Here is a 17,519-nt window from a genome sequence, read left to right on the forward strand (position 1 = left end):
GATCCAGACGGGCCTGCCGTCCTTGCGCACCCGCTTGAACTGCGCCGCCTGGTACTCCCCGGCGCGCAGCTTTTCCCAGAAGTGCTCGTATTCCGGAGAGTCCCGAAGGGCAGGCTCGACGAACATGGAGTGGTGCCGGCCGCGAACCTCCTCCAGCGTGTAGCCGACGGTTTTGAGGAAGTTCTCGTTGGCGCCCAGGATGGTGCCGTCGGTCGTGAAGGAAATGATGCTCTGCGAGCGGCTGATGGCGCGCATCTGCGCGGCGTAGTCGAAGTTCTCCAGGCGGTCCCGGGCATCCGCCCATTCCACCACGAAGCCGAGCCGCCCGCCGTTCTCGGTCAGGGGGGGAGACGAGCAGGTCGAAGACCCGCGTGCCGACGCGGATCGTCGCTCCATGCGGCTTCGTGAGCCCGGCGAGCATCTTGCGCTGATGGACCGGGTTCTTATGGAACACGTCGATGTTGCTGCCGATCAGCTTGTCCGCGCTGAAGCCGGGCAACTCCTTTTTCAGCTCGGCCTCGGCTTCGCGCATCAGGGCGACAGCCGATGGATTCATGTAAGTGATCGTGAGGTCGCAATCCGCGACCATGATGTTCGTTCGCAGGGCATCGAGCGCCGTGACGCGCGCCAGTAGGCTGTTCTGTCTCTGCGAGCGGCCGAACATGTCCGAATCCTATTCTGGGCTTGGATCAAGTTCCCGCGATTGAATTTCGAACGCGTTAAGCCCGTCAGATCTTTTTTCCGTCGAACGGAGATGCATTCAGTGCCGCCAGCGCGGCCCAGGCATTGGCGGCCAGATGCCCGCGCGCCGGGTAGAGGAAGTCCGCTGCCCCAGGCCGCAGCCCCGTGCCGAGGCCGGTGGTCAGCCAGGGGATGCTGGCGGCGGCGATCCAGCCATCCCTGCGCCGGTGCCGCGCGATGGTCGCCGCGAAGCGGGCGGCCAGCGCGTCCCGGCGCAGGCGGCGCAGCAGCAAGGCCGCCTGCGCCGTCCCTTCCAGCCAGACGCCGTCGCGGTCGTCGTTGAAGTCGAGGCCCTCCAACTCCGCCGCCGACGCGCCCGTGGGCAGGCCGTGCCGGGCCAGCACCCAGGCGAGCGCCTCGGCGTAAGCCCCTTCGGGAAAGGCGAGTGCCGGCCAGAGATTGGCGTCGAGCGCACTGCCTGCGTTCACCGCACCCTCCGGGGTCAGGCCCATGGCGAAGCGCCGCTCGGCCGGCAGCCACATGGACCGGACGAAGCCCGCTGCATGCGCGGCGGCCGCCTCGCGGCCCAGGCGCGCGAAGGCGATCGCGAGGTCCAGGTTCTGCTCGGTGCTGATCCAGGCCAGGTAGGCCGGTGAGGGCTCGTGCCCGATCACCCCGCCGCTATAGCCCTGCGGCGCCCGCAGCCCTTCCAGCCAGTCCGCCGCGCGTCCGGCCGCCCGCGTAAAAGGGACGTCGCCCAGGGCGGTCCAGAGAAGGATGGCGAAGGCGAGGGGCCCGGCGGCGCTGCCGGCCTGGTAGCCGTCCTCCAGCCATCGCCCTGCCGCCGCGTCCCACCAGCCCGGCGGGCGGACGCTACGCGGCGCCTCCGGGAAGATCCGGCCGGCGGCATAGGCATTGCGCAGGCGGCCGTCCGTCCAGAACCGGTCCTGCTCCTGCGCAAGCCGCAGCGCCTCCGCGATCCGCGCGGCCCCGGCACGGTCTCCCGCGGCGAGGAGGGCGAGCCCGGCGAGGGCGTTGTCGTAGGTGAACGCGACCTCGGCATGGACGAGGTCGAAGGCTTCGCTCCCCTCCGTCGTAAAGGACTTCAGCAGCACCGGTCCCTCCGACGCGGCCAGCGCCGCGCAGATCGGCGCCAGGGCCTCGCGCGCGAGAGCCAGCCAATCGGGCGCCACCGCCGCACGCGCCCGGCCGGGCGGCAGCATCGCGGCGGAAAGGGGCGCGGAAACGAGGGCCCGGCGCGCCAACCGCCGCGGCCCCTCTCGTGGCAGGTTCATGCCGCGCATCTGGGGCCTCCTTCCGCGGCGCGCCTAGGGGGGCCCTATGAAAGAGCGGCGCCGCGCGCGATACGGGAGGGGACCGTGCTGACGAGGGAAGCTGCGATGGAGCCGAGCCGCCAGGAGTTCCGCGACGCCATGGCCCGGCTCGGCGCGGCCGTGACCATCGTGACCACCGACGGCCCGGCCGGCCGCGTCGGCATCACCGCCAGCGCGGTGTGCAGCGTGACCGACACGCCGCCCACTATCATCGTCTGCATGAACCGCACGAGCAGCCTCAACCCGGTGGCCAAGGCGAACGGTGTGCTCTGCGTGAACGTCCTGCCCGCGGACGCGCAGGAGATGGCGAACATCTTCGCCGGCTTCACCGGCGCCGACCAAGTCACCCGCTTCGACGAGGGTCGCTGGACAGAGCTCGCGACCGGCGCGCCCGCCCTGGACAGCGCCGTGGTCGCCATCGACTGCGTGGTGGAGGAGGTGCTGGAGAAGGGCACGCACAGCGTGATCTTCGCCCAGGTCCGCGCCATCCGCCTCGGCCCGGCGCGCCCGGCGCTGATCTGGTTCTCCCGGAACTACCATCCGGTGGGCGTGCCCGAATAAGAAAAAGGGCCCGGCGAACCGGGCCCCCCTCGAGGCTTTACCTCGTGCCGCCGCTTCAGACGTTGCGGCGGGCGGCGAGATAGACCATGTCGCGCGTGCCCGTGCGCGCCCCGATGATGGCGGCGATCGCCCCCAGCACCAGCGCCGCGAAGAGCGAGAAGGCGGTGATCGAGGCCGCCTTTGCGGAGGCGTCGGCCGCCTCGCGGGCGCGGCGCTCGGCTTCCTGCGCGGTCTGCTGGGCCTGGGCCTCGTAGGCCTGCACGCGGGTCGCGGCCTCCTGCTCGGAGATGCCGGCCTCGGCTGCGACGAGGCGGTTCAGCCGCGTGCGGTCGTCACCCGAGAGCTCGCCGCCCGCGATCCGCTTGCCGACAAGCTGCGTGATCTCGGCGCCGCGCTGCTCGGTCGTCATGCGCGCGGGGTCGGCGGGGCCGGAAAGCGCGGCACGGGCCCGCTCTGCGAGCTGCGCGGGATCGACCTGCGGCGCGGCGGAGCGCACGACCTGGCCAGCGCCGGAGGTGACGGTGCCCATCACGCCCGACAGCGCCGAGCCCGCCGTATTGGCCGCGCCGGAGACGAGGCTGCCGATCAGCACCGCCGAGACGAGATAGGCCGTCGCCCAGACCGCCGCGCCGTGCAGCGTCGCGTCGCCGCGGTCCGAGGTGCCGGAGAGCCGCGCCGCGACATAGCCGCCAATCGCGAGGCCGAGGAGGTTCGCGACGAGCAGCCAGACGGCACTGGCGATGCCCATGGTGCTGGCGGCCGGCGAATCATGCGCCTGAGCGTCCACCGTGGTCAGCCCGATGCCGGCACCGAGGATGTTCAGCGCCGTGCCGATGACGATGGCCACCAACGCGCCCGCGAGGATGGCGCCCCAGGAGATGCGGTGCCGCAGAACCGGCCCGCCCTCGGGAACGACGGGTTGCGATGTTTGGTATTGTTGCGACTGGCTGCTTGCGGACATGCGCCTGGATCCCTTGTTGTGGCCGTGTGGCCTGGCCGTGCAACGGGACCCCCAGCACGGGGTTGCCCATGCCGCGTAACAGAACATGACCATGTGGTAACGCGGCCACGCCATGGGTTAGGCCGCTTGCCCAGAAACGCAGAAGGCCCCGGCGGTTGCCCGCCGAGGCCTTCACATCGCGTGGCCGGTTCGCGGCCGCGCTGTCCTAGTGACCCGTACAGTTCGCTGGGTCACGCGGTAGGTTCAGGCCCCAATGGGGCCCAATCCAGCCGCGTTCAGCCCTGCACGGTGATCCGGACTGCGGTCGCGGAACCCTGGTTAATGCGATGAGACACCGGATCACCTCCTTTCAGTTGTTGACGAAGAGGAAGATGGGAGAAGCCCGGTGCCCCTTCAAGTCCCCTGATCAGGCATTCACCTCGGCATAGCTGCCATTCTTCCAGACGTAGAAAACGTAGTCCGGAATGGTCACGTCGCCCTTGCGGTCAAAGCTCATCGGGCCGAGCACCGTCTGCCATGGGCCGGAGGACTTGATTGTCTCGGCCACGCGCCGCGGATCGACCGTGCCGGCCTTCTTCGCCGCCTCGGCCCAGACCTGGGTGGAGGCGTAGGTATAGAGCACGAAGCCCTCGGGATCGACGTTGCGGGCGCGGAAGCGGGCCACCACCTCGGCCGCCGTCGGGCGCTTCCGGGGGTCGGAGGGGAAGGTCATCATCGTGCCCTCTCCGGCCGCGCCGCTGATCTGCCAGAACTCGTTCGTCATCAGCGCGTCGCCGCCGATGAGCGTGACGGGCATGCCCTGCTCCTTGGCCTGGCGCACGATCAGCCCGGCCTCGGTGTGGTAACCGCCGACATAGATGACCTCGATATTCGAGGCCTTCAGGCGGGAGACGAGGGCGTTGTAGTCGCGCTCGCCGGGCGTGTAGGCGGAGTAGAGCGTCTCCGTCGTGCCGGCGGCGTTCAGCGCCTTCTTCGTCTCGTCCGCCAGACCCTTCCCGTAGGCGGAGTTGTCATGGAGGATCGCGACGCGCTTGCCCCTGAAATTCGCCGCGATGTACTTGCCGGCCACCGCGCCCTGCTGGTCGTCGCGCCCGCAGGTGCGGAAGGTGTTCCAGCTCCCTTCGTCCGTGTAGCGCGGGTTGGTGGAGGCGGGGCTGATCTGCAGCACCCCCTCCTCCGCGTAGACCTTGCTGGCGGGGATGGAGGAGCCGGAGCAGTAGTGCCCCATTACCGCCCGCACCTGGCGCCCGGCGAGCTGGTTCGCGACCGAGACGGCCTGGCGCGGGTCGCAGGCATCGTCGCCGGTCTCGAGCACGAGCTGCTGGCCGAGGACACCGCCCGCCGCGTTCAGGTCGGTCACGGCCTGGGTCGCGCCCTCCCTCATCTGCGCGCCGAAGGTGGCGTTGGCGCCGGTGAGCGGGCCGGCGACGGCGATGCGGATGGGCCCGCGGGCCTGGGCCATGGCGCCGCCGGCGGAGAGCAGGGCCGGGGTCGCGATGGAGGCACCCAGAAGGGTGCGGCGCTGGATGGTCATCGGTCGTGCCTCTGGTTGGAGCAGTTGGCGAAAGCCTAAGGCGCAGCCCGCCCCGGCTTCAATGGGTTCCGAGATAGGCGTCGCGGATCTCGGGCCGCGCCAGAAGCTCCGCCCCCGTGCCCTCGAGCGTGATGCGCCCGGTGACGAGCACATAGGCGCGGTGCGCGAGCCGCAGCGCCTGATTGGCGTTCTGCTCCACCAGCAACACCGTCAGCCCCGTCTGCTCGTTCAGGGTGCGGATGGCCGAGAAGATCCCGCGCACCACCAGCGGCGCGAGGCCGAGGGAGGGCTCGTCGAGCAACAGCAGCCGCGGCCTCGACATCAGCGCGCGGCCGATGGCGAGCATCTGCTGCTCCCCACCCGAGAGGGTACCGCCGCGCTGCGTCTCGCGCTCCTTCAGCCGGGGAAAGAGGGTGAAGGCCTGTTCCAGTCCCGGGCCAGGATCGACGCCGAAGGCCTGGGCGCCCATCAGCAGGTTCTCGCGCACGCTCATGCGCGGAAAGATGCGCCGGCCCTCCGGTGCCTGGGCGATGCCGGCGCGGGCGATCTCGTGCAGGGGCATGGCCGTGATGTCGCGCCCCTCGAACAGGACCCGCCCGGCACGGGCACGCGGGGAGCCGAAGATCGTCATCAGCAGCGTGGACTTGCCCGCCCCGTTCGCGCCGATCAGCGTGACGATCTCGCCCTTGTTCACCTCCACGGAGACGCCACGCAGCGCCTCCACGGCGCCATAGGCGGAGGTGACGTTGTCGAGTTGCAGCATGGCGCTCATGCCGCGCCCTCCACTGGGGCTGCCGGCACCTCGTCCTCGTCGCCCTCGCCGAGATAGGCGGAGATCACCCGCTCGTCCGCGCGCACCTGGGCCGGCGTGCCGTCGGCAATCTTCTGGCCGTGGTCAAGCACCACCACGCGGTCGGAGATGCGCATCACCACGCCCATGTCGTGCTCGATCAGCAGGATGGAGCAGCCGCCGCGGCGAATCAGCTGAATCAGCTCGGCCAGCTCCTCAGACTCGCGCGGGTTGAGTCCCGCCGCCGGCTCGTCGAGGCAGAGCAGCACGGGGTTCGTGCACATGGCCCGCGCGATCTCGAGCCGCCGCTGCGCGCCGTAGGGGAGGGCGCCCGCGGGGTCGTCCGCGCGGTCGAGCAGCCGCGTCGCCTCCAGCCAGCGCCGGGCCAGCGCCACCGCCTCGCGCTCCGCCTGGCGGTAGCGGCCGAAGCCGAAGGCGGCGCCGATGCCGAAGAAGGTCGCGGCCTGCAGGGTGTTGTGCTGCGCGACGAGAAGGTTCTCCAGGACCGTCATGCCGGGGAACAGGCGGATGTTCTGGAAGGTGCGCGCGACGCCACTGCGCGCGATCCGGTGGCCGACCGTCACGTGCAGCGGCTTCTGCCCGGCGGGCCCGTGCAGGATGATCTCGCCCGCGCTCGGCTTGTAGAAGCCGGTGATGAGGTTGAAGACCGTCGTCTTCCCAGCGCCGTTCGGCCCGATCACGGCGGTGATGTCGCCGGCCATGGCGTCGAAGGAAACCCTGTTCACCGCGGTCAGCCCGCCGAAGCGCATCACCAGGTCCCGCACCTGAAGGATGGGCGCGCTCATCCGTGGCCCTCCCCGACGAGGTCGCCCGAGATCGCCTTGCGTTCTCCGAGCGCGACGGAGGGCTTGCGGGAGGAGACCAGCCCGCGCGGCCGCCACACCATGATCACCACCATGGCCGCGCCGAAGACGAGCATCCGGTACTCCTCGAAGTCGCGGAAGGCCTCGAAGCCGCCGATGAGCACCAGCGCCGCAATGGCGACGCCGAGCTGGCTGCCGAGCCCCCCCAGGACGACGATGGCGAGGATGATGGCGCTCTCGATGAAGGTGAAGCTCTCGGGCGAGACGAAGGCCTGGCGCGTCGCGAAGAAGGCGCCGGCGAAGCCGCCAAACATGGCGCCGATGGCGAAGGCCGTCAGCTTCGTGTTCGTCACGTTGATGCCGAGCGCGCGGCAGGCGATCTCGTCCTCCCGCAGCGCCTCCCAGGCGCGGCCGAGCGGCTGGCGGCGCAGGCGGAGCGTCACCCAGTTCGTCAGCAGCGCGAGCACGAGGATAAGATAGTAGAGGAACACCGCCCGGTGCGTGGGGGAGGGCTCCAGCCCGAAGAAATCCGCGAAGCTGCCGGGCCCGCCGCCCGCGCTGAAGCTCAGCCCGAAGAAGGAGGGGCGCGGGATGCCGGAGATGCCGTTCGGCCCGCCCGTCAGCGAGACCCAGTTGAGCAGCACCACCCGGATGATCTCGCCGAAGGCCAGCGTCACGATGGCCAGGTAGTCGCCGCGCAGGCGCAGCACGGGAAACCCCAGCAGCATGCCCGCGAAGGCAGCGAAGATCCCCGCCAGCGGCAGGCAGACCCAGAAGGAGAGGCCATAGGTGGTGGAGAGCAGCGCGTAGGTATAGGCGCCGACCGCGTAGAAGGCGACGTAGCCGAGGTCCAGCAGCCCCGCGAGCCCGACCACGATGTTCAGCCCCCAACCGAGCATCACATAGGTCAGCACGAGCACGCCGAGGTCGAGACCGTAGCGCGTCGTCCAGGGCAGCAGCGGCATCAGCACGGCGAAGCCGAGGAAGAGCGGCGCCACGAAGGTGCCGATGCGCGCGATCTGCGCCGTGCGACGCGCCGTGCGCGGCCTGCCCGCGGGCCGCAGGGAGGACCAGAGGTTCATCGCCAGCCGCCCGGCGAAGACGATGCCGACGAGGATCGCGACATCCGCCCAGCGCGTGCGCAGGATCAGGCCGCCGCCGCTCGGCCCCACATCCGTCCGCAGCCCGACGAGCGGCACGAAGAGACCGAGGGCGACGAGCGCCGCGAGGCCGGCGTCGCGCAGCGCGTGCACCACCGGCGGCCTCGAGGCGGGCGCCTCCGGCCCGCGGGGAATGCCGCCCATCTCGCCCGGCTCGGGCACGCCGTCGTCGTTGTGGGGCACGCCGCCCACATGCGGCCCCTCCGGCAACCGGGAGGCGCCGCTCATACCTTCTCGACCTCGGCGCGGCCGAGCAGGCCGCTGGGGAGGAAGATCAGCGTCGCGATGAGGATCGCGAAGGCCGCGACATCCTTGTAGGCCGGGTTCAGCTCCCGCAGCAGGAACATGTCCTGCCCCGCATAGGCGCTCCACAGCGTCTCGATCAGCCCGATCAGCAGCCCGCCCAGCAAGGCCCCGGGCAGCGATCCCACGCCACCCAGCACGGCCGCCGTGAAGGCCTTCACCCCCACGATGAAGCCCATGAAGAAGTCGGCGAGACCGTAGCGCAGGAGGTAGAGCGTGCCGGCCACGGCCGCGAGCGCCGCGCCGATGACGAAGGTGATGCTGATGGTGCGGTCCGTGTCGATGCCCAGCAGCCCCGCCATCTTCCGGTCCTGCTCGCAGGCGCGCATCGCCCTGCCGAGCTTCGTGCTCGTCACCAGCCAGGTGAAGACCGCGAGCACCGCCAGGGTCACCACCACGATGACGATCTGCATAGTGGAGACGCTGACCGAGAAGCCGTTGCCGTGCCAAAGTTCCACGCTGCCGCGGATCACCGGCTCGATCGGCTTCGCGCGCGCGCCCTGGCTCACCTGCACGAAGTTCTGCAGCACGATGGACATGCCGATCGCGCTGATCAGCGGCGCCAGCCGGAAGGACCCGCGCAGCGGGCGGTAGGCGATCCGCTCCACCGACCATCCGTAGAGCGCGGTGATCGCCATGGAGATGAGCAGCACCAGCAGCACCGCCCCCGGCCCCGCCGCCCAACCGCCGGTCGAGAGCAGCACGAAGGAGATGAGCGAGACGAAGGCGCCCACCATGAAGATGTCGCCGTGGGCGAAGTTGATCATGCCGATGATGCCGTAGACCATCGTGTAGCCCACGGCGATCAGGCCATAGATCATGCCCAGCGCGACACCGTTGATCAGCTGCTGCAGGGCATAGGCCAAGCGCGGTCTCCGTCATCCAGTGGCCGGGTTTGTCCCCGGTTTTGCCGATCGGCCGTGAAGCGTCCCACTGGAAGGCTACGACGCCCGGGCGCGCCCCGCCAAGGGGCGCGCCGCTACGCCTACTTCCGAAGCTGCAGCGCCCAGGCCCGGAGCGCCACCACCTGGTCCGCGATCAGCTTGCGGGAGGTCTCGTCCGTCAGCCGCCCTTCGCCGTCAAACTTCGAGCCGGCGCCGGAGATCATCACCTCCGGCTTGTTCAGGGCATAGGCGTTGAGAAAGACGCACATCTTCCGCAGGTCGTACTGAGCCCGCGCCGTGCCGAGCATCCCCTGCGTCGCCCCCATGATCGACACCGCCTTGCCGTCGAAGGAGGGCTCGGGCGGGCGGGAAGCCCAGTCGATCGCGTTCTTCAGCACGCCGGAGACCGAGTAGTTGTACTCGGGCGTCGCGAAGATCACGGCATCCGCCGCCCGCACGGCCGAGCGGAAGGCCTCGACCGGTGCCGGGTAGCCCGCGCCGGTGCGGATGTCGTCGTCATAGGGCGGGATCTCCCCCAACCCCTCGTAGATCGTGACCGTCACCCCCTCGGGCGCCAGCTCCGCCGCGGCGCGCAGCGCGGCGGTATTGAAGGAGGCCCTCCGCAGGCTGCCCGAAATGCCGAGGATCTTGAATTCGCTCATCAACAATAACTCCAGGAATGGGGAGGGATCACTCCTCCCAGGAAAGCGCCTCGCCGCGCAGCCAGGCGGCACCGGCGGCGTAGAGGGCGGCGACCTTCTCGCCCTTCAGCCCGGGCATGTCGGTCTTCACGTCGTAGCCGATGCGGGTCTGCAGATAGGCTAGGTGCCGGTAACCCTCGGGAAAGCGGGCGAGCAGGGCGGCCTCGAGTTCCAGGCGCGCCGCGGGGTCCACGGGGTCCATCCGGTCCTTCTCGTAGATCGGCTGGCGGAGGACGATCTTCCAACCGTCGGCCTTCTCCTCGATGAAGTCGTAGAAGCGGCCGGTGCAGACCACGTCCACCACCACCCCGTCCACCGGGGCACGCTGGGAGATGGTCATTTTCGTCTGGGCGATCGCGCGCCGTCCCTCGATATCGACGGAGCAGCCGCCGAGGAAGTGGAGGATCGAGACCCCCTTCGCCCAACCCTCCTGACTCGCCTTGATGAAGCCGTCGGCGGGCGCCTGGCACCAGGTGGCCATCATCCGGCCCTCGGGCGCCCAGACCGTGCGGAAGCGTTCCCAGTCCCCGGCATCGCGCCAGACGGCCCAGTTCTGCACCAGCTCCATCACCTGCATGCGGCGCAGCATGGCGGCGTCCGACATCCCGTTCCCCCTCGAATCCTGGCGACGCGGACCATAGGCCGCGCCGCCAGCGCTGGCGATACGACCGGCTTGACGCCCTGTGCCCGCGCTCGGCCAGATGCCTCAAAGCCGCTGCCCCGGCCCAACCGGGGATTCGCGGACGAGGGAGGCCGTCCATGACCCATCATCCACGCCTGGCGCGCCGCGCCGCGCTCGGCCTGCTCGCGCTGCCGGCCCTGCACCGCGCCGCGCCTGCCCAAGAGACCATCCAGCCGGCCTGGCCGGACCGCCCCATCCGCTTCATCCAAGGCTTCGGCGCCGGCGGCACCACCGACATCGTGGCGCGACTGATCGCCCCCTCCCTGGCCGCCGCGCTCGGCCAACCCGTCGTAGTGGAGAACCGCCCGGGCGCCGGCGGCACTATGGCGGCCGAAAACCTCGCCCGCGCGAGGGACGGGCACACGATCATGCTCATCAACAACGGCTACGCCGTTTCCGCCGCCCTCTACCGCCGCCTTCCCTACGATCCCCTGACGGATGTGGAGCCCGTCGCCATGGTCGCCTCCGTCGGCCTCGTCCTTCTCGCCGGCACTGGGCCGGAGGCGCCCCGAGACATGGCCGAGCTCTCCCGCCGCGCGAAGGCGGCGCCGGACCGGCTTCATGTCGCGACCGTCGGCGTCGGCAGCACCCAGCACTTCGTGGCGGAAGCTATCCAGGCCGCCGCCGGCATCCGCCTCACCCATGTGCCCTATCGCGGCACCCCCGCCGCTCTCATCGCGCTGCGTAACGGGGAGGTAGAGCTGGTGGTCGAGCCCGCCTCCTCCGTTCTCGGCCAGATCCGAGGCGGGGAGGCGCGGGCGCTCGCCATCACCTCCCGCGAGCGCTCGCCCCTGCTGCCGGAGGTGCCGACGGTCGCGGAACTCCTCGGCGATCCCGGCTTCGACATCCAGACTTGGTACGCCATCGCCGTGCCCGCCGGCACGCCGCCCGCCGTGGTCGCGCGCCTCTCGGAAACCACGGCCGCCGTGCTTGCGGACCCCACCCTGCGCGCCCGCCTCGGCGAACTCGGCCTCGCCCCGCGCCCCGCCACGCCCCCGGCTGCGGTAAAGGAGGCCGTCCACGCCGAGATCGCCCGCTGGTCCGGGGTGATCGAGCGGGCGGGGATTGAGCGCCAGTAGGGGGCGCTCAGCCCGCCGCGATCGGCTCCAGCCCCGCCGCTTCCAGCACTGGTGCAGCCTCGGCCGAGGCGAGGAAGCGGATCAGCCGCCCCGCCGCTTCCGGCTGGGCGGAGGCGCGGAGAATGCCGGCGGAGAAGACCGCGACCGTGCCCACCTCCGCCGGCAGGCGCCCGACGAGCTCGATCCCTGGCACGGCAAGCAACTCGCTCACCTGCTGCACGGCAAGCGAGGCCTCGCCGCGCACCGCCAGCTCCGCCGTGAAGCCGGCCGGGATGACCTTCGCGCGGGCATTCACCGCCTCCGCGATGCCCAGCCGCTCGATCAGCGCGGCGAAGGCGATGCCGCTGGCGCCACTGCGCGAATAGGCGACGCAGGGCGCGTCGAGCAGCGCCGCCCGCAGCGCCTCCGCCGTGCCGATCTCCGGATGCGGCGCGCCCGCCCGCACGGCGATGCCGATGTGGGAGCGAACGAGATCCACCGCGCTGTCCGGGTCGACCAACCCTTCCGCCGCCAGCTCCGCGATGCCCTCGGCCGTGAGGATGACGAGGTCGGCTGCCTCGCCGCCCCGAAGGCGCGGCATCAGCCCCTGGGTGGGCGCGAACTCCGCCTCCATCGACATCCCGGCCGCAGCCTCCATCCGCGGCACCATGCCCCGCATCGCCCCCGCGACCGCGAGGGTGGAGAGGACCCGCAGCCCGCTCATCCCTCCAACCCCGACAATTCCGCGACGAGCTGCCCGAGGGCGGCCGAATCCATCCCCCCGCGCCCACTGTTCACGAGCGCCTCCATCATCTGCGCCGCCAGCGCGGTGGAGGGGGCGAAGACCCCGTGGTCGCGCATGGCGGCCAGGGAGAGCCGCGTGTCCTTCCGCATCAGCTCCGCCCGGAAGCCGGGCTGAAGCGTTCCCTCGATGATCCGCTTCGCGTGGTTCTCCATCACGAAGGACTTCGCCGAACCGCCCAGCAACGCCTGCCGCATCGCCATCGGGTCCAGCCCCGCCTTGCGCCCGAGCGCCAGCGCCTCGGACACCGCCAGCATGGTCGCCGCCACCATCAACTGGTTCGCGGACTTGCAGACCTGGCCCGCGCCGGCCGGGCCGAGATGAGTGAAGGTCTTGCCTACTGCCTCGAAGAAGGGCCGCGCTCGCGCAAAGGCATCCGCGTCGCCGCCGATCATGCAGGTCAGCGTGCCCGCCTGCGCGCCAGCCGGGCCGCCGCTCACGGGGCTGTCCAGCAGATGCGCGCCGCGCTCCTCCAGCAGCCGCTTCGCCAAAGCGGCGGCGGGGGCGGCGGCGATGGTGCTGAAGTCGATCACCACCGTGCCGGGTGCCACACCTTCCGCCACGCCCTCCGGCCCGAAAAGCACCGCCTCTACGTCCGGCGTATCCGGCAGACAGAGGCCCACCACTGCCGCCCCGTGCGCGGCCTCGGCCGGCGTCGCGGCCCAGGTCGCGCCGGCGGCCTCCAGCGCTTCTGCCTTGCCCCGGCTACGGTTGTGTACGGAGAGGGCGAAGCCCGACTTCGCGATATTGGCGGCCATTGCGGCCCCCATGACGCCCAGCCCGAGGAAGGCGACGCGCGCCGGCGGCGATACGGTATCCAAGATCATCAGGTCCTCTTCATCGCGGTGCGGATCCCGTCCAGCAGCCGGTCCATCGCGGCCTGGAAAGTCGGCCCATCCGCGTACCCGTCCGCCTCGCCCACGCGCTCCATGAAGCGCGCCCAGGTCGGGGTCTGCATGCCCTGGCGGAAGCGGTCGTGCAGGGACTTCACCATCTCGTCGGTCAGTCCCGCGGGACCGACCCAGCCCTTCATGTTGTCGGCCACGATGTCGTAGCCGAGCTCGCGCATTGTCGGCACGTCCTTGTAGGCCGGCGCACGCTGCTCCGCCGCCAAGGCCAGCAGCTTGATGTCGCCCGAGGTCACGAAGCCGCCCAGCTCGTCCGAGGCGTTGATGTTCAGCGCCGTCTGCCCGGCGATCAGCGCCTGCAGCGCCGGCCCGCCGCCGGTATAGGGCACGTGCAGGAACTGCACCCCCGCCGCGCGCTCAAGCAGGACGAAGATCGCCTGCGAGAGCGTCCCGTTTCCCGCCGAGCCGTGCGCGATACCGCCGGGATCCGCCTTCGCCGCCGCGATGGCCGCGGAAAGGTCGGCGAAGCGCGGCGTCGGCCCGTTCTTGCAGACGAGGAAATGCCCGTTCCGCGTCATGCGGATCACCGCGCGGAAGGAGTGCTTGGGGTCGTAGGGCAGGTCTCGGAAGGCGGGGAGGGAGGTGCTCTCGCTGCCGCCATGGACGATCAGCGTGTGCCCGTCTGGCGCCGCGCGGGCCACCTGCTCCGCCGCCAGCGCGCCGCCCGCGCCGGGGCGGTTCACCACCACCAGCGGCACGGGGAAGAAGGGCGCGGAGGCCTCCGCGATGGTGCGCGCGATGATGTCGCTGCCGCCCCCCGGCGCGTAGCCGACGATGAGCTGCATCGGCCGCGTCGGCGCCCAGGGGCCGATCTGCTGGGCGAAAGCCGGGCAGGCCAGCGCCGTGGCCGCGGCCCCGAGGATCGTCCTGCGCTTCATCCTTGTTTCCTCCCGTTCCGTTCTCAGTCGTCGCTGAGCTCGTATCTCGCTCCCGAACGCCCGCAGATGGCGCGGATATGCGCCTCCAGCGCGGGCGGCACCGGAATGCCCTCGGCCAGCCGCCGCTCGCGCTCCATCGCCTCGGGGTCGCCGCCCACCAGGACGGGGCGCGCGGGATCGGCCGGTGGCGTCGCGCGCAGGGTGTCGATCATGGCGTCCATCTCCGCCTCGAACCCGCCCTCGGGCCGGAAGGCGCGCGGATTGATCGCGAGGAAGAAGTGCCCGACATCGTCGGGATCGCCCGGCACCCGCGTGGGGTTGCGGATCGGCCCGAACGCGGCGCCCGTCAGCGTGGCCGAGAGCACCTGCACCATCACGCCGAGCCCATAGCCTTTGTGCCCGCCCGTCACCTCCGCGCCGCCGAGCGGTGTCACGCCGCCGCCAGGCTCCTTGAAGATGATCCGCATGGCTTCAGCGGAATCCGTCACCGGCCGCCCAGCCTCGTCCACCACCCATCCCTCCGGGATCGGCTTCCCGTTGAGGTCGTAGACCTTCACCTTGTTGGCCGCGACCGTTGTGGTGGAGATGTCGAGTACGAAGGGGCGGTTCCGCAACGCAGGCGCGGCGAAGGCGATGGGGTTCGCGCCCAGCAGCGGCAGCGTGCCGCGCGTCGGCACCATCAGCACCGTGCGCGCGGAGCTGGTGATCATCCCGATCATCCCCGCCGACGACGCGACGCGCGCGTAATGCCCGGCCGCACCGAAATGGTGGGAGTTGCGCGCCCCCACCGCCGCGATCCCCGCAGCCCGGGCCTTCTCCACCGCGAGCCGGATGCAGAAATCCGCGACGGGATGCCCGAGATTGGCGCCGCCATCCACGAGTGCCGTCGCCGGCATGTCCAGCACCAAGCGCGGACGTGCGGAGAGGTCGAGCTGCCCGGCTTCCCGGAAGCTCTCGTACATCATCAGCATCGAGAGCCCATGGCTGTCGATGCCCATCAGATCGGTCTCGACCATTGCCTCGGCGGTGGTCGCCGCCAGGTCCTCGGCCATGCCCCAGGCGTGCAGCACGCCCAGGATCTGCCGCCGGACGCGCTCGGCCGGAACGTGCCTCATCGCGTAACAGCGACACCCTTGGCCGCGAGCGTCTCCTCCACCCAGCCGCGCACCCAGCCGCCGCCCTTGATCGCTGCGGTGGTCTCCTGCTCCTTGGCGGAGTGCTTCTCGGCATCGGCGATCACCTGCGCGGCCTCGGCCAGCGGAATCACCACCACGCCGTCCTCGTCCGCCGCGATCAGGTCGCCGGGCATCACCACCTGCCCGCCGCAGGCGATGGGATAGCCGATCTCGCCGGGCCCGTCCTTGTAGGGGCCTGCCGGCGTCGCGCCGCGCGCCCAGACGCCGATATCCATCCGTTCGATGCCGTCGAGGTCGCGCACGGCACCGTCGATCACCAGCGCACCGACGCCGCGGCTCTCGGCATGGCCGATCATCAGGTCACCGGCGAGCGCGATCTCGAGGTCGCCGCCCCCGTCGCAGACGATCACCTCCCCCGGCCGCGCGAGATCGATGGCGCGGTGGAGAAAGAGGTTGTCGCCCGGCCGCGCCTTCACCGTCAGCGCGGGGCCGACGAAGGTCCGCCGCCCGCCATAAGCCATGAAGCCGCCGCGCATCGCCTGGAGCCGGCTCATCACGTCGCCGATATTGGCCACCGGCAGCTTCGCCGCGCGGGCGATCAGGGCGGCGTCGGGCTCGGGGCGCCGCTCGGTGATGCGAAGGCCAACGGTCATGCGGGAAACTCTCCTGGCGATCCGCCGTCGCGGCGGAATGATCGTCGGAGAGGCGGCGGAGAGGGGCACCCGATGGCACCCGGCATCCGGACATTCCCCTCCGCGCCGTCTTGGCGGCGCGGCCCAGGATCGGCACGATCCCCCGCGATTGGCAAGCCGCCCGCCCCGAGGGGAAAGGGTGGCGAGGGGGAGGAAAGCATGAAGCGTCGCAGCCTGGCGGTCCTTGCCGCATCATCCGCTGCCGCCCTCGCGGCAGGCCCGGCCCGCGCGGCCTGGCCGGAGCGCCCGATCACGATGATCGTCGCCTTTCCGCCCGGCGGCGGCACGGATGTCGCCGCCCGCACCCTCGCGCGCTTCCTCGAACGGGAGCTAGGCCAATCCGTCGTCGTCCTCAACCGCGCCGGTGCGGGCGGCGAGATCGGCTGGGCCGAGATGGTCCGCTCGCCGCCGGACGGCTACACGATCGGCTTCATCAACACGCCCAACATCGTCAGCATCCCGATCGAGCGGCAGGCCCGGTACAAGCTGGAGGACTTCGCGCCTGTCGCGAACGTGGTGGACGATCCCGGCGCCTTCCTCGTGCCGCCCGACAGCCGCTTCCGCACCCTTCCGGACCTCGTCGCCTTCGCGAAGGCGAACCCTGACACCGTCACCTATGGCACCACCGGCATCGGCTCCGACGACCACCTCGCGGCGCTCGCCTTCGAGCGGCTGGCGGGCGTGCGGATGACCCACGTGCCCTTCGCGGGGGCGGCCCCCGTGCGCAATGCCATCCTCGGCCGGCAGATCATGGTCGCCAGCATGAATGTGGGGGAGGGGATCAACGACATGCGCCAGGACCAGCTCCGCGCCCTGGGCCAGATGGCGACCGAACGTTGGACCGAGGCTCCGGACACCCCCACCTTCCGCGAGCAGGGCTTCGACGTGGTGCAGGGCTCCATGCGCGGCCTGGCCGCCCCGGCCGGCGTCCCCGCCCCGGTGCTGGAGCGCCTCGCCGCCGCCACGCGCGCGGTGATGGAGGACGCGGAGTTCCGCCGCCTCGCCTCGCAGCAGGCGCTGCCCCTGCGCTACCTCGCGCCGCCCGAGTACCGGGCCACGCTTTCAGCGCTGCGCGATGACCTTCAATCCCTCTGGCGCGCCCATCCTTGGAAGGAGTAGGCGCGTCTCGCCCTGCACTCAGTGCGTGTGCTGGGCGGCCGGCGGCCCGCTGGCGCCCGCCCCCTGCACTGCCACCTGAACCTGCACCGCGCCCGCGCGCTCGAAGTTCAGCGTCAGCGGCACGGTCGTGCCCGCGCGCAGCGCCTGGCTCAGCCCGGTCATCATGACATGCGACCCGCCCGGCCGCAGCGTCACGCTGCCGCCCGCGGGAATCTCGATGCCGGTGACGGGGCGCATCCGCATCACGTCGCCCTCCCGCACCGTTTCGTGGATCTCCGTCGTGCGGGCGAGGGGAGAGGAGGCGGAGACGAGCCGGTCCGCTGCCGTGCCGGTGTTGCGCAGCGTGAGGAACGCTCCACCATTGCCGCCCTGCAGCGCGGCGCGCGCCCAGGGCTGCTCCACGGCGATCCCGCCCGTCCCCTGCGCCGAGATCGGCGTGGCGAGGGCGAGCGCGCCCAGCATGGAAAGCCCGGCAAGGGCACGGCGGCAAAGGGTCATGAACGGTTCATCC

Annotated in this window: 20 protein-coding genes; 4 read left to right on the top strand and 16 right to left on the bottom strand. The window is 71.1% G+C overall.

Features of this window, described 5'->3' with window-relative positions; all coding sequences use genetic code 11:
• Positions 1 to 396, bottom strand: a 396-nt coding sequence (locus BO39_RS34200) for a PAS domain-containing protein (protein WP_245614855.1), incomplete at its 3' end; no start/stop codon positions are given.
• Here BO39_RS34200 and BO39_RS34205 point away from each other — a divergent pair.
• Positions 395 to 634 carry a hypothetical protein gene (locus BO39_RS34205; protein WP_245614857.1) on the top strand — a complete coding sequence of 80 codons (240 nt, stop codon included), beginning with the start codon at positions 395 to 397 and terminating at the stop codon, positions 632 to 634. The two genes, BO39_RS34200 and BO39_RS34205, sit on opposite strands and share 2 nt — an antisense overlap.
• A gap of 94 nt (positions 635 to 728) precedes the next feature.
• On the opposite strand, the gene BO39_RS00010 is transcribed toward BO39_RS34205, so the two are convergent.
• Positions 729 to 1,985, bottom strand: coding sequence for a hypothetical protein (locus BO39_RS00010; RefSeq protein WP_052401233.1), 1,257 nt, complete (start codon positions 1,983 to 1,985; stop codon positions 729 to 731).
• 96 nt (positions 1,986 to 2,081) lie between these two features.
• Between BO39_RS00010 and BO39_RS00015 the strand changes: the two genes are divergently transcribed.
• A complete protein-coding gene (locus BO39_RS00015; protein ID WP_052401234.1) occupies positions 2,082 to 2,576 on the top strand; it encodes a flavin reductase in 495 nt (164 codons plus the stop codon).
• Positions 2,577 to 2,631: 55 nt separating this feature from the next.
• Here BO39_RS00015 and BO39_RS00020 read toward each other — a convergent pair whose 3' ends face one another.
• From BO39_RS00020 to BO39_RS00055, 8 genes are all read right to left on the bottom strand, one after another.
• Positions 2,632 to 3,537, bottom strand: coding sequence for a hypothetical protein (locus BO39_RS00020; RefSeq protein ID WP_245614858.1), 906 nt, complete (start codon positions 3,535 to 3,537; stop codon positions 2,632 to 2,634).
• 406 nt (positions 3,538 to 3,943) lie between these two features.
• Entirely contained in the window at positions 3,944 to 5,071 is a 1,128-nt protein-coding gene (locus BO39_RS00025; RefSeq protein WP_043828861.1) for a branched-chain amino acid ABC transporter substrate-binding protein, read from the bottom strand.
• A gap of 58 nt (positions 5,072 to 5,129) precedes the next feature.
• Complete coding sequence (locus tag BO39_RS00030) at positions 5,130 to 5,843, bottom strand: ABC transporter ATP-binding protein (protein WP_043828863.1); 714 nt, start codon at positions 5,841 to 5,843, stop codon at positions 5,130 to 5,132.
• Positions 5,840 to 6,667, bottom strand: a complete 828-nt coding sequence (locus tag BO39_RS00035) for an ABC transporter ATP-binding protein (protein WP_043828865.1) — start codon at positions 6,665 to 6,667, stop codon at positions 5,840 to 5,842. Before BO39_RS00035 ends, BO39_RS00030 begins: the two co-directional genes overlap by 4 nt.
• A complete protein-coding gene (gene livM, locus BO39_RS00040) occupies positions 6,664 to 8,073 on the bottom strand; it encodes a high-affinity branched-chain amino acid ABC transporter permease LivM (protein ID WP_420493631.1) in 1,410 nt (469 codons plus the stop codon). Before livM ends, BO39_RS00035 begins: the two co-directional genes overlap by 4 nt.
• Positions 8,070 to 9,014 (bottom strand): ABC transporter permease subunit, encoded by a 945-nt coding sequence (locus tag BO39_RS00045; RefSeq protein WP_043828868.1) that lies wholly within the window; start codon positions 9,012 to 9,014, stop codon positions 8,070 to 8,072. The genes livM and BO39_RS00045 overlap by 4 nt, the downstream gene beginning before the upstream one ends.
• Positions 9,015 to 9,133: 119 nt before the next feature.
• On the bottom strand, positions 9,134 to 9,694 hold the full coding sequence (locus BO39_RS00050; RefSeq protein WP_043828870.1) for an NADPH-dependent FMN reductase: 561 nt from the start codon (positions 9,692 to 9,694) through the stop codon (positions 9,134 to 9,136).
• A gap of 28 nt (positions 9,695 to 9,722) precedes the next feature.
• Positions 9,723 to 10,337, bottom strand: a complete 615-nt coding sequence (locus tag BO39_RS00055) for a nuclear transport factor 2 family protein (protein ID WP_043828872.1) — start codon at positions 10,335 to 10,337, stop codon at positions 9,723 to 9,725.
• Between the two features lie 155 nt (positions 10,338 to 10,492).
• Here BO39_RS00055 and BO39_RS00060 point away from each other — a divergent pair, with 155 nt between their 5' ends.
• The gene (locus tag BO39_RS00060) at positions 10,493 to 11,494 is read left to right on the top strand and encodes a Bug family tripartite tricarboxylate transporter substrate binding protein (RefSeq protein WP_043828874.1); all 1,002 of its coding nucleotides are present in this window, start codon (positions 10,493 to 10,495) and stop codon (positions 11,492 to 11,494) included.
• Between the two features lie 7 nt (positions 11,495 to 11,501).
• Here the strand turns inward: BO39_RS00060 and BO39_RS00065 are convergent, their stop codons facing one another.
• From BO39_RS00065 to BO39_RS00085, 5 genes are read right to left on the bottom strand one after another with little or no spacing between them, the layout of a single operon-like run.
• A complete protein-coding gene (locus BO39_RS00065; protein WP_043828875.1) occupies positions 11,502 to 12,197 on the bottom strand; it encodes a substrate-binding domain-containing protein in 696 nt (231 codons plus the stop codon).
• The gene (locus BO39_RS00070; protein ID WP_043828878.1) at positions 12,194 to 13,102 is read right to left on the bottom strand and encodes an NAD(P)-dependent oxidoreductase; all 909 of its coding nucleotides are present in this window, start codon (positions 13,100 to 13,102) and stop codon (positions 12,194 to 12,196) included. Before BO39_RS00070 ends, BO39_RS00065 begins: the two co-directional genes overlap by 4 nt.
• Positions 13,102 to 14,061 (bottom strand): Bug family tripartite tricarboxylate transporter substrate binding protein, encoded by a 960-nt coding sequence (locus tag BO39_RS00075; RefSeq protein ID WP_043828879.1) that lies wholly within the window; start codon positions 14,059 to 14,061, stop codon positions 13,102 to 13,104. Before BO39_RS00075 ends, BO39_RS00070 begins: the two co-directional genes overlap by 1 nt.
• A gap of 23 nt (positions 14,062 to 14,084) precedes the next feature.
• Entirely contained in the window at positions 14,085 to 15,176 is a 1,092-nt protein-coding gene (locus BO39_RS00080; RefSeq protein WP_043828881.1) for an Ldh family oxidoreductase, read from the bottom strand.
• Positions 15,173 to 15,850, bottom strand: coding sequence for an RraA family protein (locus BO39_RS00085; RefSeq protein ID WP_043828883.1), 678 nt, complete (start codon positions 15,848 to 15,850; stop codon positions 15,173 to 15,175). Before BO39_RS00085 ends, BO39_RS00080 begins: the two co-directional genes overlap by 4 nt.
• Before the next feature lie 198 nt (positions 15,851 to 16,048).
• On the opposite strand from BO39_RS00085, the gene BO39_RS00090 reads away from it, so the two are divergent.
• On the top strand, positions 16,049 to 17,008 hold the full coding sequence (locus BO39_RS00090) for a tripartite tricarboxylate transporter substrate binding protein (protein WP_043828885.1): 960 nt from the start codon (positions 16,049 to 16,051) through the stop codon (positions 17,006 to 17,008).
• An 18-nt stretch (positions 17,009 to 17,026) separates the two neighbouring features.
• Here BO39_RS00090 and BO39_RS00095 read toward each other — a convergent pair whose 3' ends face one another.
• Positions 17,027 to 17,506, bottom strand: coding sequence for a copper chaperone PCu(A)C (locus tag BO39_RS00095; RefSeq protein WP_043828887.1), 480 nt, complete (start codon positions 17,504 to 17,506; stop codon positions 17,027 to 17,029).
• Positions 17,507 to 17,519 lie beyond the last annotated feature (13 nt).

Origin of the sequence: Roseomonas aerilata DSM 19363 (assembly GCF_000711725.1) — a bacterium.
Taxonomy (GTDB): Bacteria; Pseudomonadota; Alphaproteobacteria; order Acetobacterales; family Acetobacteraceae; genus Roseomonas; species Roseomonas aerilata.